Raw genomic sequence first — 15,298 nt, forward strand, 5'->3', positions numbered from 1 at the left:
GATGACGACCCCCGAAACCCGATCGTTGATCGACGAACTTGCCGCCGACAGCGTGCCCGTCACGCCGATGCGGAAAGGACGCGGTATCGCGCAGGCGCTTGCCGCCTTCGCGGTGACGGTCGTTATCGTCCTTGTCCTGCTGGGCGCGCGCGACGGGCTGTTGCAGGGCGAATTTTCCGTCTTCTTCGTGGTAACGAACCTGCTGCTGCTCCTGCTCGGCACTGCCTGCACACTGGCCGTGGTCGCGATGGCCAGCCCGCGCGTCGGGGCAGAGCATGACGGGCCGCGCTGGGCCATGGTCATGGCCGCGGTGATCCCGGTGGCGGGCGTGGTCGCGCTGGCCGGACATGTCGGCCCAGTACCCTATCACTGGGACGAGCCGCTGTGCGTCCTGTTCGGACTGATCTCCGCGATCGTCGCGGGTTCGGTGCAGTACCGCTGGCTCAGGCGCGGCGCGCCGGTTTCGCCAGAACGGGCAGGCCTGCTGCTGGGCACGGGCGCGGGCGCGCTGGGCACGGTGGCCTATGGCCTGTCCTGCCCGTTCAATTCGGTTGTCCACTTGGGACTTTGGCACGCAGCGCCGGTCGTGATCGCGGCCCTGTTCGGGCGCTTCGTCCTGTCCCGGTTCCTGCGCTGGTAGGATCGGGCGTTCAGCCAGTGGGTTCCGCGCCGAAGACCCAGTCGAGATAGGCCGCAAGGCGCACACCGCCCTGGGCCAGGCGACGCTCTGCCACAGGGCGCCATGTCCACTGGTAGGAATAGCCGATCGATGTCGCGTCCGCCGGCGGATAAATCCGATCGCGCAGCGCGATGCTTTCCGCCATCCATGTTTCCGGCCGGGCATCCCACCATGCGATCTTCTGCTGATTGGTCATGTGCCGCTCCAGGCTGTCGGCATATTCGGTGTAGCTTAGGCCATTGCCCTCCAGCAGCGCCGTGTCCCAGAGCGAGTGGAGATTGGTTTCCTCGCCGAACCACTCGATCTTGAACTGGTTGCCGCCGCGATCGGTGCCGTTGCCGTTATGCAGCGGCTGGTGAAGGTCGCCCACGATGTGAACGACGAAGCGCAGGGCCAGCGCCTTGTCCTCTCGCGTCGCATCGGGATCGCGCAAGGTGGCGGTGAAGCGGCGGAGCGCGGAATAGGCATCGCCCTCGGGCGGCGCGCCGACTTCGTCATAAGTCTTGCCCTCAGGCACGGTGACCCAGTGCCAGGGATAGGAAGTCTTCTGCCAGTATTCGTCCGGGTCGGACTTCTGCTCGTCCGGCCATGTCGCCGCCTCTGCCAGCGTTTCGCCGTGATCGAGGATCAGCGCGATGTTAGCCGCCGTGCGGCCGTCGACATTGTCCGCCGCGATCTGGCCGACCACGCGGTGGCCGAGCTGCCCCCATGCATGGGCGGTCGTGGACAGGGAAAGGCTAAGGCCGATTGCGGCGAGAATCATGGACTTGCGCATGGGTGATATTCCTAACTTTCGCGCGCGCACCGCGCAAACACGAAGGCGGCGGCATCCCGCTGGAATGCCGCCGCCCCGTTACCTTTTGAAGTACGAACCCCGAATAGCCGAGGCCCGCCCCTCTACGATCAGTAGCCGATGATCAGCGAAATGCTGCCTGCGCGCGGCGCACCGATCTGGGCAAAGCCGAAGTCATCCAGCGAACCACCGAAGTAGCCGACGTAGTATTCGTCGAACAGGTTGGTGATATTCAGCTGAACCGCAACATCGCCACCGGTCGGGAACTGTGCGATCGTGTAACGTGCGTCGAGATCGACCAGCGTGTAGGCCGGGACACGGTCGGTGTTGAGGTCGTTGACCCAACGCTTACCCGTGCGCTTAGCCTGCGCACCCAGTTCGAAGTCACCGAAAGCAACCTGACCGCGAGCGCCGAACGAGTAGTTCGGGGTGCCCGATTCCGAGTTGCCCGCCGTTGCCAGGACGCCGCCTTGCTCGTCGGCGACCACGTTGTCCTTAATCTCGGATTCGTTGAGCGAACCGAAAACGTAGAGCAGCGTGTTGCTGGTCGGACGGAACGCAATCGAGGCATCGACGCCGTACTTATCGACACGGCCGAGGTTACGATAGACCGTTGCACCTTCGCCGTTGTTGGCTTCCGGGTCGAACGCGCTTGCGAGGCGATCGTTGTAACGGGTGTACCAACCGGCAATTTGTGCCGTGATCTTGCCGCGCTGGAAGCGGAAACCCAGATCGAAGCTGTCGGTCGTTTCCGGAACCGGACGCGCGAAGTCGTCATCGGCCAAGTAGAGCGAGTCGTACAGCGGATCGGTGCCGGGGACCGAGAGGCCCTTGGCGTAGTTACCGAAGACCGACGCATTGTCGACGAACTCGAACGTGAAGCCCAAGTTCGGGAGCAGCTTGTCGTACTTGTACGTACGCGTCTGCGGACGAGCGTAATCGGGGTTCAGCGCTTCGTATTCGGCAAGGTCCTGACCCGGGTTCGGGCAATCGACGAAGCCATTGATCGAGGTCGTGTAGCAGTTCTGGTTCAGCTCGCGCTTGAAGAACGGCGCACGCAGGCCAAGGACCGTGGTGAGACGATCTTCGAGGAAGCGGCCACGATATTCACCCGAAACCTGATGCAGGATCGCATAGGACAGGCGGTCACGCTTGTTCACTTCCAGACCGTTCACGTCGAGCAGCGGGTTGTCGATCGCGAAAGGATCGCTGATCTCGCCGTTGCCCTTCATGTAGGTAATCTGGCCGGTCTGACGGTGACGTGCGCGGTCCCATGTGTAGGCAACGCGAACGCGGTGTTCGGGGGCCAGGTCGTAGATCAGGTTCGCGACGACGCCGTAACGGTTCGTGCGCGTCTGGCTGGGATCGTTACCGGCGATCTCATCTTCCATGTCGCCGTCGCCGTTGAGGTCACGGCCGAAGTAGTAACCGCCGTTGAATGCACCGGTCAGGCCGGTCGTACCGCCCCAAGGGGTGAAGTACGATTCGCGAAGATCGTCGGGACCGCCACCATTGGCTTTGACGTACTGGTAGGACGGGTCGAAAGTGAACACGAGGCCATCGGCCAACGTGAAACGCGACGAACCGCGGATGTTGCCCGTGTCGGACGGGTTGTAGCGGCGATAGAACGCAGCGCCGCAGCCATTACGATCGTCATAGTCGACGCTTTCGCCCGGCGAACCGGTCGCATCACCACTTTCGACGGCGAGGACATCGGTACCGACCGAGCACGGGTAGGAGCCCGAACCTTCGTAGGCGTTGAAGCGGTCAGCCTTGGTGAAAGCGCCGTCGTAGTAGCCGAGGAGGTCGCTGAGACGTTCCGAACCGGCGAAGTTGTTGCGGTTCTGGTTGAAGTGGCCAGCGACCGAAACAAAATCGCCGTTGTCGCCGAGATCCTGGAAGATGCGGCCATTGAACTGCGTCTTGTTGATCTTGCCGTACGGATTGTAAGGCACGCCATAAGTGGTGTAGCTGGCCGAACCGAATGCCTTCAGGCCCGAACCGGTGATGTCGCCAGTGTCGAACATGAAGAAGCCGCGGGTGTAGAGGCTGTCCGAAAAGTCGTTCTTGGCAAGGACGTCACCAAACGTCATCGTCGCCATGATCGCCATGTCGTCGCCCGGTTCGCGGGTACGGATGTTGATCGTGCCGCCCGAAGCCGATGCGGTCGGGCTGTCGACGTCGGTGGTGCCGAGGTTGACGTTGACCGATTCCAGCACTTCGGAATCAACCTGCTGGTTGGTGTAGAGCGCGTAGTTGCCCGAATCGTTCAGCGGCAGGCCGTCGAGGGTCTGCGAAACGCGGTCGGCGCCGAAGCCGCGAACGGTGAAGCCACCGCCCGACGAACCCCAGGGGTCGTTGTTCTGGAAGCTGACGCCGGGGACGAGGTTGACGATGTCGTTGACCGTCTGTCCGGGACGCTGGCGACGGATGACTTCCTGCTCGAGGACCTGCTTGGCCTTCGGCGTATCCGGAATTTCGACGCCGCCGACATTGTCGACGCGGAAACCGGTGACGACGATTTCGTCTTCGAAGTCGACCGAACCGGTCGACTGGGCGTGGGCAGTGGCCGGGATCGCAACAGCGATCAGCGCAGCACTGCGAAGCAGCATGGTCTTCATTGGATAAAGTCCCTGAATTGTGATTCGACCCCGACGGCAATTTCCCTCGGACGAGGGCCGCTTAGAAGCGCGATGCGTCGTTATTTTTTCCGTTTCGCGACTGCAATATGACACACCGGCAAGCGCGTTGCCGGGCCATGCCGAAACTGGACGTGAATTACCTGATTTTCAGAGAAAAACCGTCAGTTTACCGTGACTTGCAGCCTGTGTTGCTGCAATACCACATGGATCGGCATTTTTCATTTCATACGAAACTTTTCGCGCATGTCGCCACACGATTCTCGGCGAAAGCCGAATCGCCCATTACATCAGGCCGATTTCCTTCAGGCGGATCGCGAGGAAATCGTGCGCCGTCAGCGAATCGGGATACTGGTCCGGATGTTCGTCATCGATGCACGAGGTCAGCGTCCTGATTTCGAAATCGGGGCGGAAATGCAGGAAGAACGGCATCGAGTAGCGTGAGTGCCGCGCACGCTCGCCCTCGGGATTGCGGACCTGGTGGATGGTCGAGCGCAGCCGGTCGTTGGTCAGGCGGCTCAACATGTCGCCGATGTTGACGGCCAGCGCGCCCTTGGGCGGCTGCACCGGGATCCATTCGCCCTGCTGCGACAGCAGTTCGAGGCCTGCCTCCTCTGCGCCCAGGAGCAGCGTGATCGTGTTGATGTCGCCATGGGGCGCGGCGCGCACAGCACCGTCCGCGTTCTCGATCGGCGGATAGTGCAGCAGGCGCATGACCGAATTGCCCTTCTCCACAGTCGCGTCGAACCAGTTCGGCTCCAGCCCGAGGTGGAGGGCGATCGCGGACAGGATCTTGGCCCCGGCCTTTTCGAATTCGGCATAAAGCGTCTCGAACGTTTCGCGAAAACCCTCGACTTCCGTCGGCCAGACGTTGGGCGCCATGTAATCGGCCAGCGGATCGCCTTCGGGCAGAGTGCGCCCGATATGCCAGAATTCCTTGAGGTCCTTCTTGTCGTAGCCCTTCGCTACTTCGGTCTTGAACGGGGTATAGCCGCGCGCACCGCCGCCGCCCGCGATGAAGTAGGACCGCTTCACGTCTTCCGGCAGCGCAAAGAACGCGCGCGACAGTTCCTCGGCCCGCGCGATCAGGTCCTGGTCGATGCCGTGGTCCTGAACGACGGCGAAACCGTATTCGCCGAAGCTTGCGCCCAGCCTGTCGGCAAGCTGGTCGATCGGGTCGTTGAGCGAAACGGCGGCAATCGGGCTGGTCATGGGGCTACTCTGTCGATTCGTATCGGTTGAAACTATCACGTGCCCATAGCCAGCGGCTCAGGCTAGGAAAAGTCCTGCAAGCGCCGCGCTCATCAGGTTGGCGAGCGAACCAGCGGCAAGCGCTCTCAATCCCAGTTTCGCAACGACCGGACGTTGGTTCGGTGCCAGGCCGCCGATCACCGCGATCTGGATCGCGATGGACGAGAAGTTGGAGAAGCCGCAAAGCGAGAACGTCGCGATGGCGCGGGCCCGCGGGCTGAGAGCCGAGGGATCGAGCGCGCCGAGGTCGATGAAGGCGACGAATTCGTTGAGCACGATCTTGGTGCCGAACAGCCCGCCTGCGATCTGCGCTTCCTGCCACGGGATGCCCAGCAGGAACATGACGGGCGAGAATATCCAGCCCAGGATCGCCTGGAACGTCAGCCCTTCGAGGCCGACGAGTTCGCCAGCGCCCGACAGGAGCCCGTTGGCCAGCGCGACGAGCGCGACGAACGACAGGACCATCGCGCCAACGGCGACGGCGATCTTCACGCCGGTCTGCGCGCCCTGTGCAGCGGCCATCAGGATATTGGCGGGTTTTTCCTCGTCATCGTGGGCGTCGGGCACGTCGTCGCTCTGCCGTCCGCCTTCGGGCATCAGGGCAGCGGGGCCTTCACCGCTGCGGCGGCCTTCGGGAAGGTCGAGTTCGCCTTCGGCAGCAGCACCCGGCTCGTCGATGTCGGGCATGATGATCTTGGCCATGAGGATGCCGCCCGGCGCGCTCATGAAAGCGGCGGCCAGAAGGAACGGCAGGTATTGTTCGCCAAGCAGCGAGGCGTAGGCGGCAAGGATCGTGCCCGCAACGCCCGCCATCCCGACGCACATCATCGTGAACAGGCGGCTGGGGGCCAGCCCTGCCAGATAGGGACGCACGACCAGCGGGCTTTCCGACTGGCCGACGAAGATGTTGGCCGCCGCCGCCAGCGATTCGACGCGGCTGATGCCCGTAATCCAGCCGATCCCGCCGCCGACCCAGCGGATCACGAACTGCATGATGCCAAGGTAATAGAGAACCGAGACGAGGCTGGCGAAGAAGATGATGACCGTCAGCGCCGCGATGGCAAAGCTGTTGCCGCCGATTTCCGGGCTGGCCAGCGGGCCGAAGATGAACTTCGTCCCCTCGCCCGCATAGCCCAGCAGGTTCGACACGCCCCGGCTCATCGCCGCGATCGTGGCAACGCCCCAGGGCGTGCGCAGGACCAGCAGCGCCATCAGCGCCTGAAGCGCGAAGGCCGCACCGACGACGCGCAGGCGAATGCGGCGTCGCGCCGTGGACAGGGCAAAGGCAATGCCGAGGATGACGGCAATGCCGGCAAGGCTGATGAGCTGGCTGGGCATGTTAAGGAGAGCGTTCCCGCGAAGTGAGTTAGTCGCGGGCGAAACCTTTAGACACAAGTGCGCCGCGATGCAAAGCGCGTTGCCGAATAGGTGATGACGCCCGATCGACAGGAACGTCCGGTCCAAGGCTCCCGGCACCAGATCGCCAGCCATGCGTTTACATGCAAAGGCAGGGAACGGGAAACCCTGGCAACAGGGGATTACGATGGCGAAAGACCCGCACAGCGTGTGCGAGATTCTCGACTGCCTCGACGAAGTGGCGGAAGAGCACAAGAAAGTCAGCATCGGCGACATTCTCGACGCCATCGGCAATCGCAGTTACGGCCCGGCGCTGATGATCCCCGCTCTGCTGGAACTCACGCCCATCGGCGCCATTCCGGGCGTCCCGACGTTCCTTGCCGTGATCGTGGGGCTGATCGCGCTGCAGATGCTGTTCGGCAAGAGGCACCTGTGGTTGCCCGGTTTCATCCGCAATCGCAGCGTCAGCGCCGACAAGGTCGAAAAGTCGAGCAAGAAGCTGCGCAAGATGGCCGCGTTCCTCGACAAGTGGTTCCACGGCAGGCTCAAGGCGCTGACCACCGGAGTGCCGGTGCGCATTGCCGCCGTCCTTATCATCGGTTTGTGCGCGACGGTTCCGCCGCTGGAACTGCTGCCGTTCGCCAGTTCGGGACCGATGCTGGCGGTGGCCGCCTTCGGGCTGGCGCTGATGGTGCGCGACGGCTTGCTGATGCTGATCGCCACCGCGCTCAGCCTTGCCGCCTTCGGGCTAGGCTTCACGATGATGGGCGGCGAGGAAAGCGGCGGCGGCTAGGTTTCAGCCCGATCCGCGATAATCAGCCCCGGCCGCGATAGGACGCAACGCCCTGATCCGGCACCCACAGCCCTTCGGGCGGCGTGCCGGTTTGCCAGAACACGTCGATGGGAATGCCACCGCGCGGATACCAGTATCCCCCGATGCGCAGCCAGACGGGCTTCATTTCGTCCGCCAGCCGCTGGCCGATGCCCACGGTCACGTCCTCGTGAAACCCGCAGTGGTTGCGGAACGAGCCGAGGAACAGCTTCAACGACTTCGATTCCACGATCGTCTCGCCCGGCGCATAGTCGATGACGATATGCGCAAAGTCGGGCTGGCCGGTCACGGGGCACAGCGAGGTAAATTCGGGCGCGGCAAACCGCGTGAGATAGAGCGAGCCGACGCGCGGGTTGGGCACGTAGTCGAGAACAGCCTCTTCCGGCGAAGCGGGAAGCGCGCTGGTCTGCCCCAGGTGGAGCGGGGAAATCTGTTCGTCTGCCATGGCGTGGGCCTTTCGCACGCGGACGCTTTTCGCTCAAGCGCCTTGGCAAGGGGCGGCGGCGAAGGCTAACCCCGACAGCAGACGTGGAGAATGCTGCAATGAACATGCTCGTTTCGACCCAGTGGCTTGCCGATCACCTCGACGACGTCGTGCTGCTCGATGCAAGCCATCATCTTGCCGACACGGGCCGCGACGCGGCGGCGGAATATGCAGCAGGGCACATTCCCGGCGCACGCTTCGTCGGATTCCATACGATTGCCGATCCTGACAGCGGTCTCGACAACACCGTGCCCAAGGCAGACGCGTTTGCCGCGCGCATGGGCGAACTGGGCGTCGGCGACGACAGCACGGTCGTGATCTACGACGACAGCGCGCTCCATTCCTCGGCCCGCCTCTGGTTCCTGTTCCGCCTGTTCGGGAAAGAGGCGAGCGTTCTGGATGGGGGCCTGGCCAAGTGGAAAGCCGAGGGACGCTCCGAAACACGGGACGTCCCCTCTCCCACCCCGGCGACTTTCACTGCCAAGGCGGACGAAAGCCTGTTGCGCGACAAGGCCGCGATGCTGGCCAATGTCGACACCCGCGCCGAACAGGTCGTCGACGCACGCGGCGCGGCCCGTTTCACCGGAGAGGCGGAGGAAATCCGTGCCGGTCAGCCCGGAGGCCACATTCCCGGCGCACGCAACATCCCGATCGGCATGCTGTTTCAGGAAGACGGCACGATGAAGGACGCCGCCGCGATCGAGGGCGAGTTCCTGGGCGCGGGGCTGGACCTGTCGCGCCCGATCGTCACCACTTGCGGGTCCGGCGTGACGGCGGCGGTGCTTTCGCTTGGCCTTGCGCGGCTGGGCAAGGACAGCGCACTCTATGACGGAAGCTGGAGCGAGTGGGCCGCCGATCCGGCAACGCCCAAGGCGACGGGCGCGGCCTGATGGCGAAGACCGATGGCAAGAACCTGAAACCCGGCACCAGAGTCGTCACTGCCGGTCGCAGGCCGGAATGGACCGGCATTCCCGGCCAGCCGGGCCGTGTGGTCAGCCCCGCCGTCTGGCGCGCCAGCACGCACCTTTACGAAGACAGCGCGGCGCTGGCCGACGGACCGAAGACGAACGAGGACGGCCAGTTCTTCTACGGCCGCCGCGGGTCGCCGACCCAGTGGGCCTTGTGCGAGGCACTGACCGCGCTGGAGCCCGGTGCGCATGGCACGATGCTCTATCCGTCCGGCGTAGCGGCGATCGCGGGCGCGCTGCTTTCGGTCGTCAGGCCCGGCGGCACACTGCTCATCACCGACAACGCCTATGACCCGACGCGCAGCATGGGGACGGGCCTGCTCAAGACTTTCGGCGTGGAGACGAAGTTCTTCGACCCGCTCGACCTCGACGCGTTCCGCACGCTGGTGGCGCAAGGGGTGCAGGCGGTTTTTCTGGAAGCGCCGGGCAGCCTGTCGTTCGAAGTCTGCGACATCCCCGCACTGGCCGCCATCGCCAAAGATGCGGGCGCGTGGGTGCTGATCGACAATACCTGGCCGGGGCCGACCGGCCTGCACGCGATCGAACTGGGCTGCGACGGTACGGTCAACGCGCTGACCAAGCATGTCGGCGGGCATAGCGACCTGATGATGGGGGCCGCCACGGGCACCGAACGGCTCTATCGCCGGCTGCGCCGCACGGCACAGCAGATGGGTCAGGTCGTCTCTCCCGACGATGCGGCCCTTGCCTTGCGGGGCTTGCGCACGCTGGACGTCCGGCTTGAGCGCGAGACGCAAAGCGCGCTGGCGATAGCCCGCTGGCTGGCGGACCGGCCGGAGGTGGAGACCGTGCTGTGCCCCATGCTCGAAGGCGCGCCGGGGCACGAATTGTGGAAGCGCGATTTCATCGGCGGGTGCGGCCTGTTCGGCTTTGTCCTGAAAACACGCGATGCCGATGCGCGGGCGCGTTTCATCGATGCGCTCGACCTGTTCGGCATCGGCTATTCATGGGGCGGCTTCGAAAGCCTGGCCCTGCCCACCAATCCGGCAAAGGACCGGTCGGTCGCCAGCTGGCCTCCGCCGGGGGTGGACCCGGCCTGCACCCTCGGGGTACGGCTGTCCATCGGCCTTGAAGATCCCGCCGACCTGATCGCGGATCTGGAACAGGGCTTTGCAGAAATGGAACGCGCATGACCGTCGCCGCCGAAACGCCCGCACCCGAAACGACCGAGACTGCGGCCTCGGCAGTCGATCAGGTGGCGGCAACGGCAACGCCCGTCCCTACGGCTACGCCCACCCCGACCGAGGCGGCAGACCCGCTGAAAGGCGCGGACCAGATCAAAGAGGCCGTCGCCGAACAGTCGATGACCGTCGCCCAAATCATCGAACAGCTCGACAGCTTCGGCGTGACCATCGGCGACACGCGCTTTTCGCTTTGGACCATTCTGGTCGTCGTACTCGTCATCGCCTTCGTGATTATCCTGGCGCGCGTCGGCAGCAAGATGGCCCACTCCGCGCTGAAGCGGATGAACCGGCTTTCCCCGACGCAGAACCTGCTGGCCGAAAAACTGACCACGCTGGCGGTGTGGGCCTTTGCCATCCTGATCGGTATCGACCTGCTCGACATCGACCTTACCGCATTTGCAGTCTTTTCCGGCGCCTTCGGCCTTGCCATCGGTTTCGGTCTGCAGAAGACGTTCGGCAACCTGATCGCAGGGATGATCCTGCTGATGGACAGGTCGATCAAGCCGGGCGACGTCATCGCCGTATCGGACATGGCGGGGAACGAAACGTTCGGCCAGATCCGCAAGATCGGCATTCGCGCGATATCGGTCACCACGCGCGACGAACGCGAATACCTGATTCCTAACGAAAACCTGATGGTCAACCAGGTCGAGAACTGGTCCTATTCCAGCCGCAACGTCCGCATGCAGGTGCCGGTCGGGGTTTCCTACAACTGCAACATCAAGCTGGCCGAAGAGCTGATGCTGGAAGCGGCGAAAAGCTGCAAGCGCGTGCTGGAACTCCCCCCGCCCAGCGTTTGGCTGTCCGAATATGGCGACAGCTCGGTGAACTTCATGATCCACTGCTGGATCCGTGACCCCGAAGAAGGCGTGGGCAATGTCCGGTCCGAAGTCCTGAAGAAGCTCTGGGACCTGTTCCAGGAAAACGACATCGAGATCCCCTTCCCCCAACGCGACATCAACTTGCGGAACAACGAACAGTTCGAACAGCTGATTTCCGCCATCGCGCAGCGGCTGGAAGACAAGGGCAGCGACAAGACCTGATAGCCAGACAAGGGGCGTTGAAAGCTGATCTAGCCCCCCTGCAAAGCATTCTGGCTGGCATCATCGGTGTGATGCGCGCATTTGCCTTGTCATGGCCAATCACGCATCCCATCCCGGACGGGTCTTTCTCGTCGGTGCAGGTCCGGGCGATCCCGACCTTTTGACGCTGCGCGCGGCGCGGTTGCTGACATCGGCGAAGATCGTCGTTCACGACGGGCTGGTCGATCCCTCGATCCTTGCCATGGCGAACCCGCAGGCGCGGATGATCTCCGTCGCCAAGCGCCGCGCCCACCACACCATGCCGCAGGAAGACATCTGCGCCCTGCTGGTACGAGAAGCGCTGGCAGGAAACGACGTCGTGCGCTTGAAGGGCGGCGACCCGCTGGTCTTCGGACGCGGCGGGGAAGAGGCAGAGGCCTGCCGCGCGGCTGGCGTCCCGGTTGAAATCGTGCCCGGTATCTCCGCCGCCAACGCCGCAGGGGCCGCCGCGCAGATCGCGCTAACCCACCGCGACCATGCCAGCGTCGTCAGCTTCGTCGCGGGCCAGTGCAAGGGCCTTTCCGATCAGGACTGGTCGGGCCTTGCAGGGGTCGGCCGTACGCTGGTCATCTACATGGGCGTAAAGACCGCGCCGCAGATCGCCGAAAAGCTGATGGCCGACGGGCTTGCCCCCGACATGGCCGTTGCCGTGATCGAAAATGCCGCACGCCCCGAAATGCGGGTCATCCGCGGGCTGCTGGCCGGACTGCCCGACCTTGTCGAGGAAAACCGCGTCAAAAGCCCCGCCCTGATCGTAATCGGCGAAGTCACCCGCGAACACGACGCGGACCTTGCCGCCATTGCCGTGAAAGCAGAACAATGAAGATCCTGACCGGAAACGACCTCAAGACCGGCGACGTGACCTGGTGGGACGGCCAGGGCTGGTCGCGCCACGTGAACGATGCCGTCGACGTCGGCGAAAAAGCCGATGAAATCGCCGCTCGCGAAGAGGCAAGCCGCAATGTCGTGAGCGCCTATGCGATCGACGCGACGAAGGACGAAAACGGCGTGCGCCCCGCGCACATCAAGGACCGCATCCGCGCCCTTGGCCCCACGGTCCGCCCCGACCTGACCCTGAAACCCGCCGATCCCACCGCCGGCAACTGGGTGATCTGAGATGTACAAATACGACAACTACGACCAGCAGATGGTCGACACCCGCGTCGAGGAATTCCGCGACCAGACCCGCCGCCGCCTGTCGGGCGAGCTGAGCGAGGAAAAATTCCGCCCGCTGCGCCTGATGAACGGGCTCTATCTGCAGCTTCACGCCTACATGCTGCGCGTCGCCGTGCCCTATGGCACGCTGTCGGGTGCGCAGATGAAGGCGCTGGGCGATATCGCGGACAAGTACGACCGCGGCTACGGCCACTTCACCACGCGTCAGAACATCCAGTACAACTGGATCAAGCTGGAAGATGCACCGGAAATCCTGGCCGATCTCGCCAAGGTGGAGATGCACGCCATCCAGACCAGCGGCAACTGCATCCGCAACATCAGTTCCGATCACTTCGCCGGTGCCGCCGCCGACGAACTGGTCGACCCGCGCCCCTATGCCGAACTGCTGCGCCAGTGGTCGAGCTTCCACCCGGAGTTCAGCTACCTGCCGCGCAAGTTCAAGATCGCCGTCATCGCAGCGGACACCGACCGCGCGGCCATGCGCCTGCACGACATCGGCATCCAGATCGTGAAGAATGACGCGGGCGAAATCGGCTGTGCCTTCTACGTCGGTGGCGGTATGGGCCGCACCCCGATGGTCGCGCCCTGCATCAACGAATTCGTGCCGCTGGACGACCTGATCACCTATTCCGAGGCTTGCCTGCGCGTCTACAACCGCCACGGCCGCCGCGACAACAAGTACAAGGCGCGTATCAAGATCCTCGTCCACGAAATGGGCAAGGACGAATACACGCGTCAGGTCGAGGAAGAGTTCGCACACCTGAAATCGCAGGGCATCGAACCCCCGCTGGCAGAGCTGGAGCGGATCAAGCCGTATTTCGCCGACCCCGCCTTCAAGTCGGGCCTGTCGGACGAGATCGACCGCACCGACACCGACTTCGCCCTGTGGGTGGACCGCAACACCGTCGTCCACAAGGCCCCCGGCTATGTCAGCGCGGTGATCTCTCTGAAGCCTGTCGGCGGTATTCCCGGTGACGCCAGCGCGGACCAGATCCGCCTGATGGGCGAACTTGCGACCGACTATTCGTTCGACGAATGCCGCGTGACCCACACGCAGAACATCGTCCTGCCGCACGTCGAAAAGGCGCGCCTCAAGGACCTGTTCGACATTCTCGACGCGAACGGCCTGTCCTCGCCCAATCTAGACACGATCGAGGACATCATCGCCTGCCCCGGCCTCGATTATTGCTCGCTCGCCAACGCACGTTCGATCCCCGTCGCTCAGAAGATTTCGGAGCGATTCTCCGGCAGCGGCAAGACCGCCGAACTGGGCGAACTGAAGCTGAAGATCTCGGGCTGCATCAACGCCTGCGGCCACCACCACGCGGGCCACATCGGCATCCTGGGTGTCGACCGCAAGGGCGTCGAAAACTACCAGCTGCTGCTGGGCGGTAGCGAGGCGGAAGACACCTCGCTCGGCAAGATCACCGGCCCCGGTTTCAGCGAGGACGGCATCGTCGACGCGGTCGAAAAGGCCGCCGACGTCTACATCGCCAATCGCGAGGATGGCGAACGCTTCCTCGATACCTATCGCCGCATCGGCATGGATCCGTTCAAGGAGGCGATCTATGGTTGAGTTTCTCCGTTTCCGCGACGACGAAGTGTCGGAAAGCCCCGCCGTTACCGTCGACGCGTTCGGCGAACAGTCGAACGCTGGCGCCGTCCGCATCGAACCGGGCGACGACGCGCGCGAACTGCTTCCGCATCTTGCCCACATCGCCCGCGTGGAAGTGAACTTCCCCGTGTTCGGCGACGGGCGCGGTTATTCGGCGGCGCGCATCCTGCGCGAAGCCGGGTATGAAGGCGAAATCCGTGCCGTCGGCGATGTCGCTGTGGACCAGCTGGCCTATATGCGCCGCTGCGGTTTCGATGCGTTCGAACCGGAAAAGGCGATGAACGAGGCGGACGTGAAGACCGCGCTGGAACGCTGGGAAGAGGTCTATCAGAAGACCGTCGACGGACGCACGCCGATCTGGGCGCTTCGGCACGGCTGATGACCGAAGCTGCCCGCCGTCTCGACCGTATCGACACCGCTGCGCGTTTCACCGCAGAGGACGCCGCCGCGCTCAATGCGCGCTTTGCGGATGCCTCCGCGCTGGATGTCCTGCGCGCGGTGCTGATCGATGGCGTGGCGGGCCGCGTTGCGATCGTGTCCAGCTTCGGGGCGGAAAGCTCGGTCCTGCTGCACCTCGTGTCGCAAGTGGACAAGGCGGCGCCCGTCCTGTTCCTTGAAACGGGCAAGCATTTCCCCGAAACGCTGGCCTATCGCGACCTTCTGGCCCGCACGCTGGGCCTGACCAACGTCATCAACCTGACGCCCGATGCAGACACGCTGGCGGCCAAGGACGAAAGCGGTCTGCGCTGGTCCTATGACCCCGACGGCTGCTGCGAAATCCGCAAGGTGATCCCGCTCGCAAAGGAACTGGCCGGTTACGATGCGTCGATCACGGGGCGCAAGGCGTTCCAGTCGGCCACCCGCGCCGACCTGCCGATCTTCGAGGTGGACACATCCGACGCGGCGGGCCGCCTGAAGGTGAACCCGCTCATCGGGTGGAGCCGCGACGATCTTCTTGCGTACATGGACGATCAGGGCCTGCCGCCCCATCCGCTGGTGGCGCAAGGTTATCCCTCGATCGGCTGCATGCCCTGCACCAGCACCGTCGCACCGGGCGAAGACCCCCGCTCGGGCCGCTGGCGCGGTTGGGACAAGACCGAATGCGGCATCCACCAGGTGCCGGGCCTGACCAAGGATGGCGACCTGCCGCCCGATTTCGATCCGGTGTTCTGAAGCGGCTCTGCGCGCTTTACGCCAAGCGGCGCGGAGCACCAGCTGGCG

General features: G+C 64.0%; 15 protein-coding genes. 10 read left to right on the plus strand and 5 right to left on the minus strand.

All coding sequences use genetic code 11. The annotated features are described in order from the left end of the window. Position 1 precedes the first annotated feature (1 nt). Positions 2-640, plus strand: a complete 639-nt coding sequence (locus tag FAX90_RS06235) for an NrsF family protein (RefSeq protein WP_144096410.1) — start codon at positions 2-4, stop codon at positions 638-640. 10 nt (positions 641-650) lie between these two features. On the opposite strand, the gene FAX90_RS06240 is transcribed toward FAX90_RS06235, so the two are convergent. The 4 genes from FAX90_RS06240 to FAX90_RS06255 all read right to left on the minus strand — a co-directional run bounded on the left by FAX90_RS06240 (position 651) and on the right by FAX90_RS06255 (position 6,700). Beyond that, on the minus strand, positions 651-1,454 hold the full coding sequence (locus FAX90_RS06240) for a S1/P1 nuclease (RefSeq protein ID WP_144096411.1): 804 nt from the start codon (positions 1,452-1,454) through the stop codon (positions 651-653). A 128-nt stretch (positions 1,455-1,582) separates the two neighbouring features. Further along, positions 1,583-4,093: a TonB-dependent receptor gene (locus FAX90_RS06245; RefSeq protein WP_144096412.1), complete on the minus strand. Its 2,511-nt coding sequence runs from the start codon at positions 4,091-4,093 to the stop codon at positions 1,583-1,585. A 303-nt stretch (positions 4,094-4,396) separates the two neighbouring features. Then, a complete protein-coding gene (locus FAX90_RS06250; protein WP_144096413.1) occupies positions 4,397-5,323 on the minus strand; it encodes an isopenicillin N synthase family dioxygenase in 927 nt (308 codons plus the stop codon). 57 nt (positions 5,324-5,380) lie between these two features. After that, positions 5,381-6,700: a NupC/NupG family nucleoside CNT transporter gene (locus FAX90_RS06255; RefSeq protein ID WP_144096887.1), complete on the minus strand. Its 1,320-nt coding sequence runs from the start codon at positions 6,698-6,700 to the stop codon at positions 5,381-5,383. Between the two features lie 205 nt (positions 6,701-6,905). Between FAX90_RS06255 and FAX90_RS06260 the strand changes: the two genes are divergently transcribed. Then, positions 6,906-7,511: an exopolysaccharide biosynthesis protein gene (locus FAX90_RS06260; protein WP_144096414.1), complete on the plus strand. Its 606-nt coding sequence runs from the start codon at positions 6,906-6,908 to the stop codon at positions 7,509-7,511. A 22-nt stretch (positions 7,512-7,533) separates the two neighbouring features. Here FAX90_RS06260 and queF read toward each other — a convergent pair whose 3' ends face one another. Next, complete coding sequence (gene queF / locus FAX90_RS06265) at positions 7,534-7,995, minus strand: preQ(1) synthase (protein WP_144096415.1); 462 nt, start codon at positions 7,993-7,995, stop codon at positions 7,534-7,536. A 98-nt stretch (positions 7,996-8,093) separates the two neighbouring features. Between queF and FAX90_RS06270 the strand changes: the two genes are divergently transcribed. From FAX90_RS06270 to FAX90_RS06305, 8 genes are all read left to right on the plus strand, one after another. Then, positions 8,094-8,924 (plus strand): sulfurtransferase, encoded by an 831-nt coding sequence (locus tag FAX90_RS06270; RefSeq protein ID WP_144096416.1) that lies wholly within the window; start codon positions 8,094-8,096, stop codon positions 8,922-8,924. Next, the gene (gene metC / locus FAX90_RS06275) at positions 8,924-10,153 is read left to right on the plus strand and encodes a cystathionine beta-lyase (RefSeq protein ID WP_144096417.1); all 1,230 of its coding nucleotides are present in this window, start codon (positions 8,924-8,926) and stop codon (positions 10,151-10,153) included. Before FAX90_RS06270 ends, metC begins: the two co-directional genes overlap by 1 nt. Beyond that, entirely contained in the window at positions 10,150-11,247 is a 1,098-nt protein-coding gene (locus FAX90_RS06280) for a mechanosensitive ion channel family protein (RefSeq protein WP_144096418.1), read from the plus strand. Before metC ends, FAX90_RS06280 begins: the two co-directional genes overlap by 4 nt. Before the next feature lie 91 nt (positions 11,248-11,338). Beyond that, positions 11,339-12,109: a uroporphyrinogen-III C-methyltransferase gene (gene cobA / locus FAX90_RS06285; RefSeq protein WP_144096419.1), complete on the plus strand. Its 771-nt coding sequence runs from the start codon at positions 11,339-11,341 to the stop codon at positions 12,107-12,109. Next, positions 12,106-12,402 (plus strand): DUF2849 domain-containing protein, encoded by a 297-nt coding sequence (locus FAX90_RS06290; RefSeq protein ID WP_144096420.1) that lies wholly within the window; start codon positions 12,106-12,108, stop codon positions 12,400-12,402. Before cobA ends, FAX90_RS06290 begins: the two co-directional genes overlap by 4 nt. A 1-nt stretch (position 12,403) precedes the next feature. Beyond that, a complete protein-coding gene (locus tag FAX90_RS06295) occupies positions 12,404-14,038 on the plus strand; it encodes a nitrite/sulfite reductase (RefSeq protein ID WP_144096421.1) in 1,635 nt (544 codons plus the stop codon). After that, positions 14,031-14,456 (plus strand): DUF934 domain-containing protein, encoded by a 426-nt coding sequence (locus tag FAX90_RS06300; RefSeq protein ID WP_144096422.1) that lies wholly within the window; start codon positions 14,031-14,033, stop codon positions 14,454-14,456. Before FAX90_RS06295 ends, FAX90_RS06300 begins: the two co-directional genes overlap by 8 nt. After that, entirely contained in the window at positions 14,456-15,250 is a 795-nt protein-coding gene (locus tag FAX90_RS06305) for a phosphoadenylyl-sulfate reductase (protein WP_144096423.1), read from the plus strand. Before FAX90_RS06300 ends, FAX90_RS06305 begins: the two co-directional genes overlap by 1 nt. The last annotated feature ends 48 nt before the right edge of the window (positions 15,251-15,298 follow it).

Source organism: Croceicoccus sediminis, from assembly GCF_007570835.1.
Taxonomy (GTDB): Bacteria; Pseudomonadota; Alphaproteobacteria; order Sphingomonadales; family Sphingomonadaceae; genus Croceicoccus; species Croceicoccus sediminis.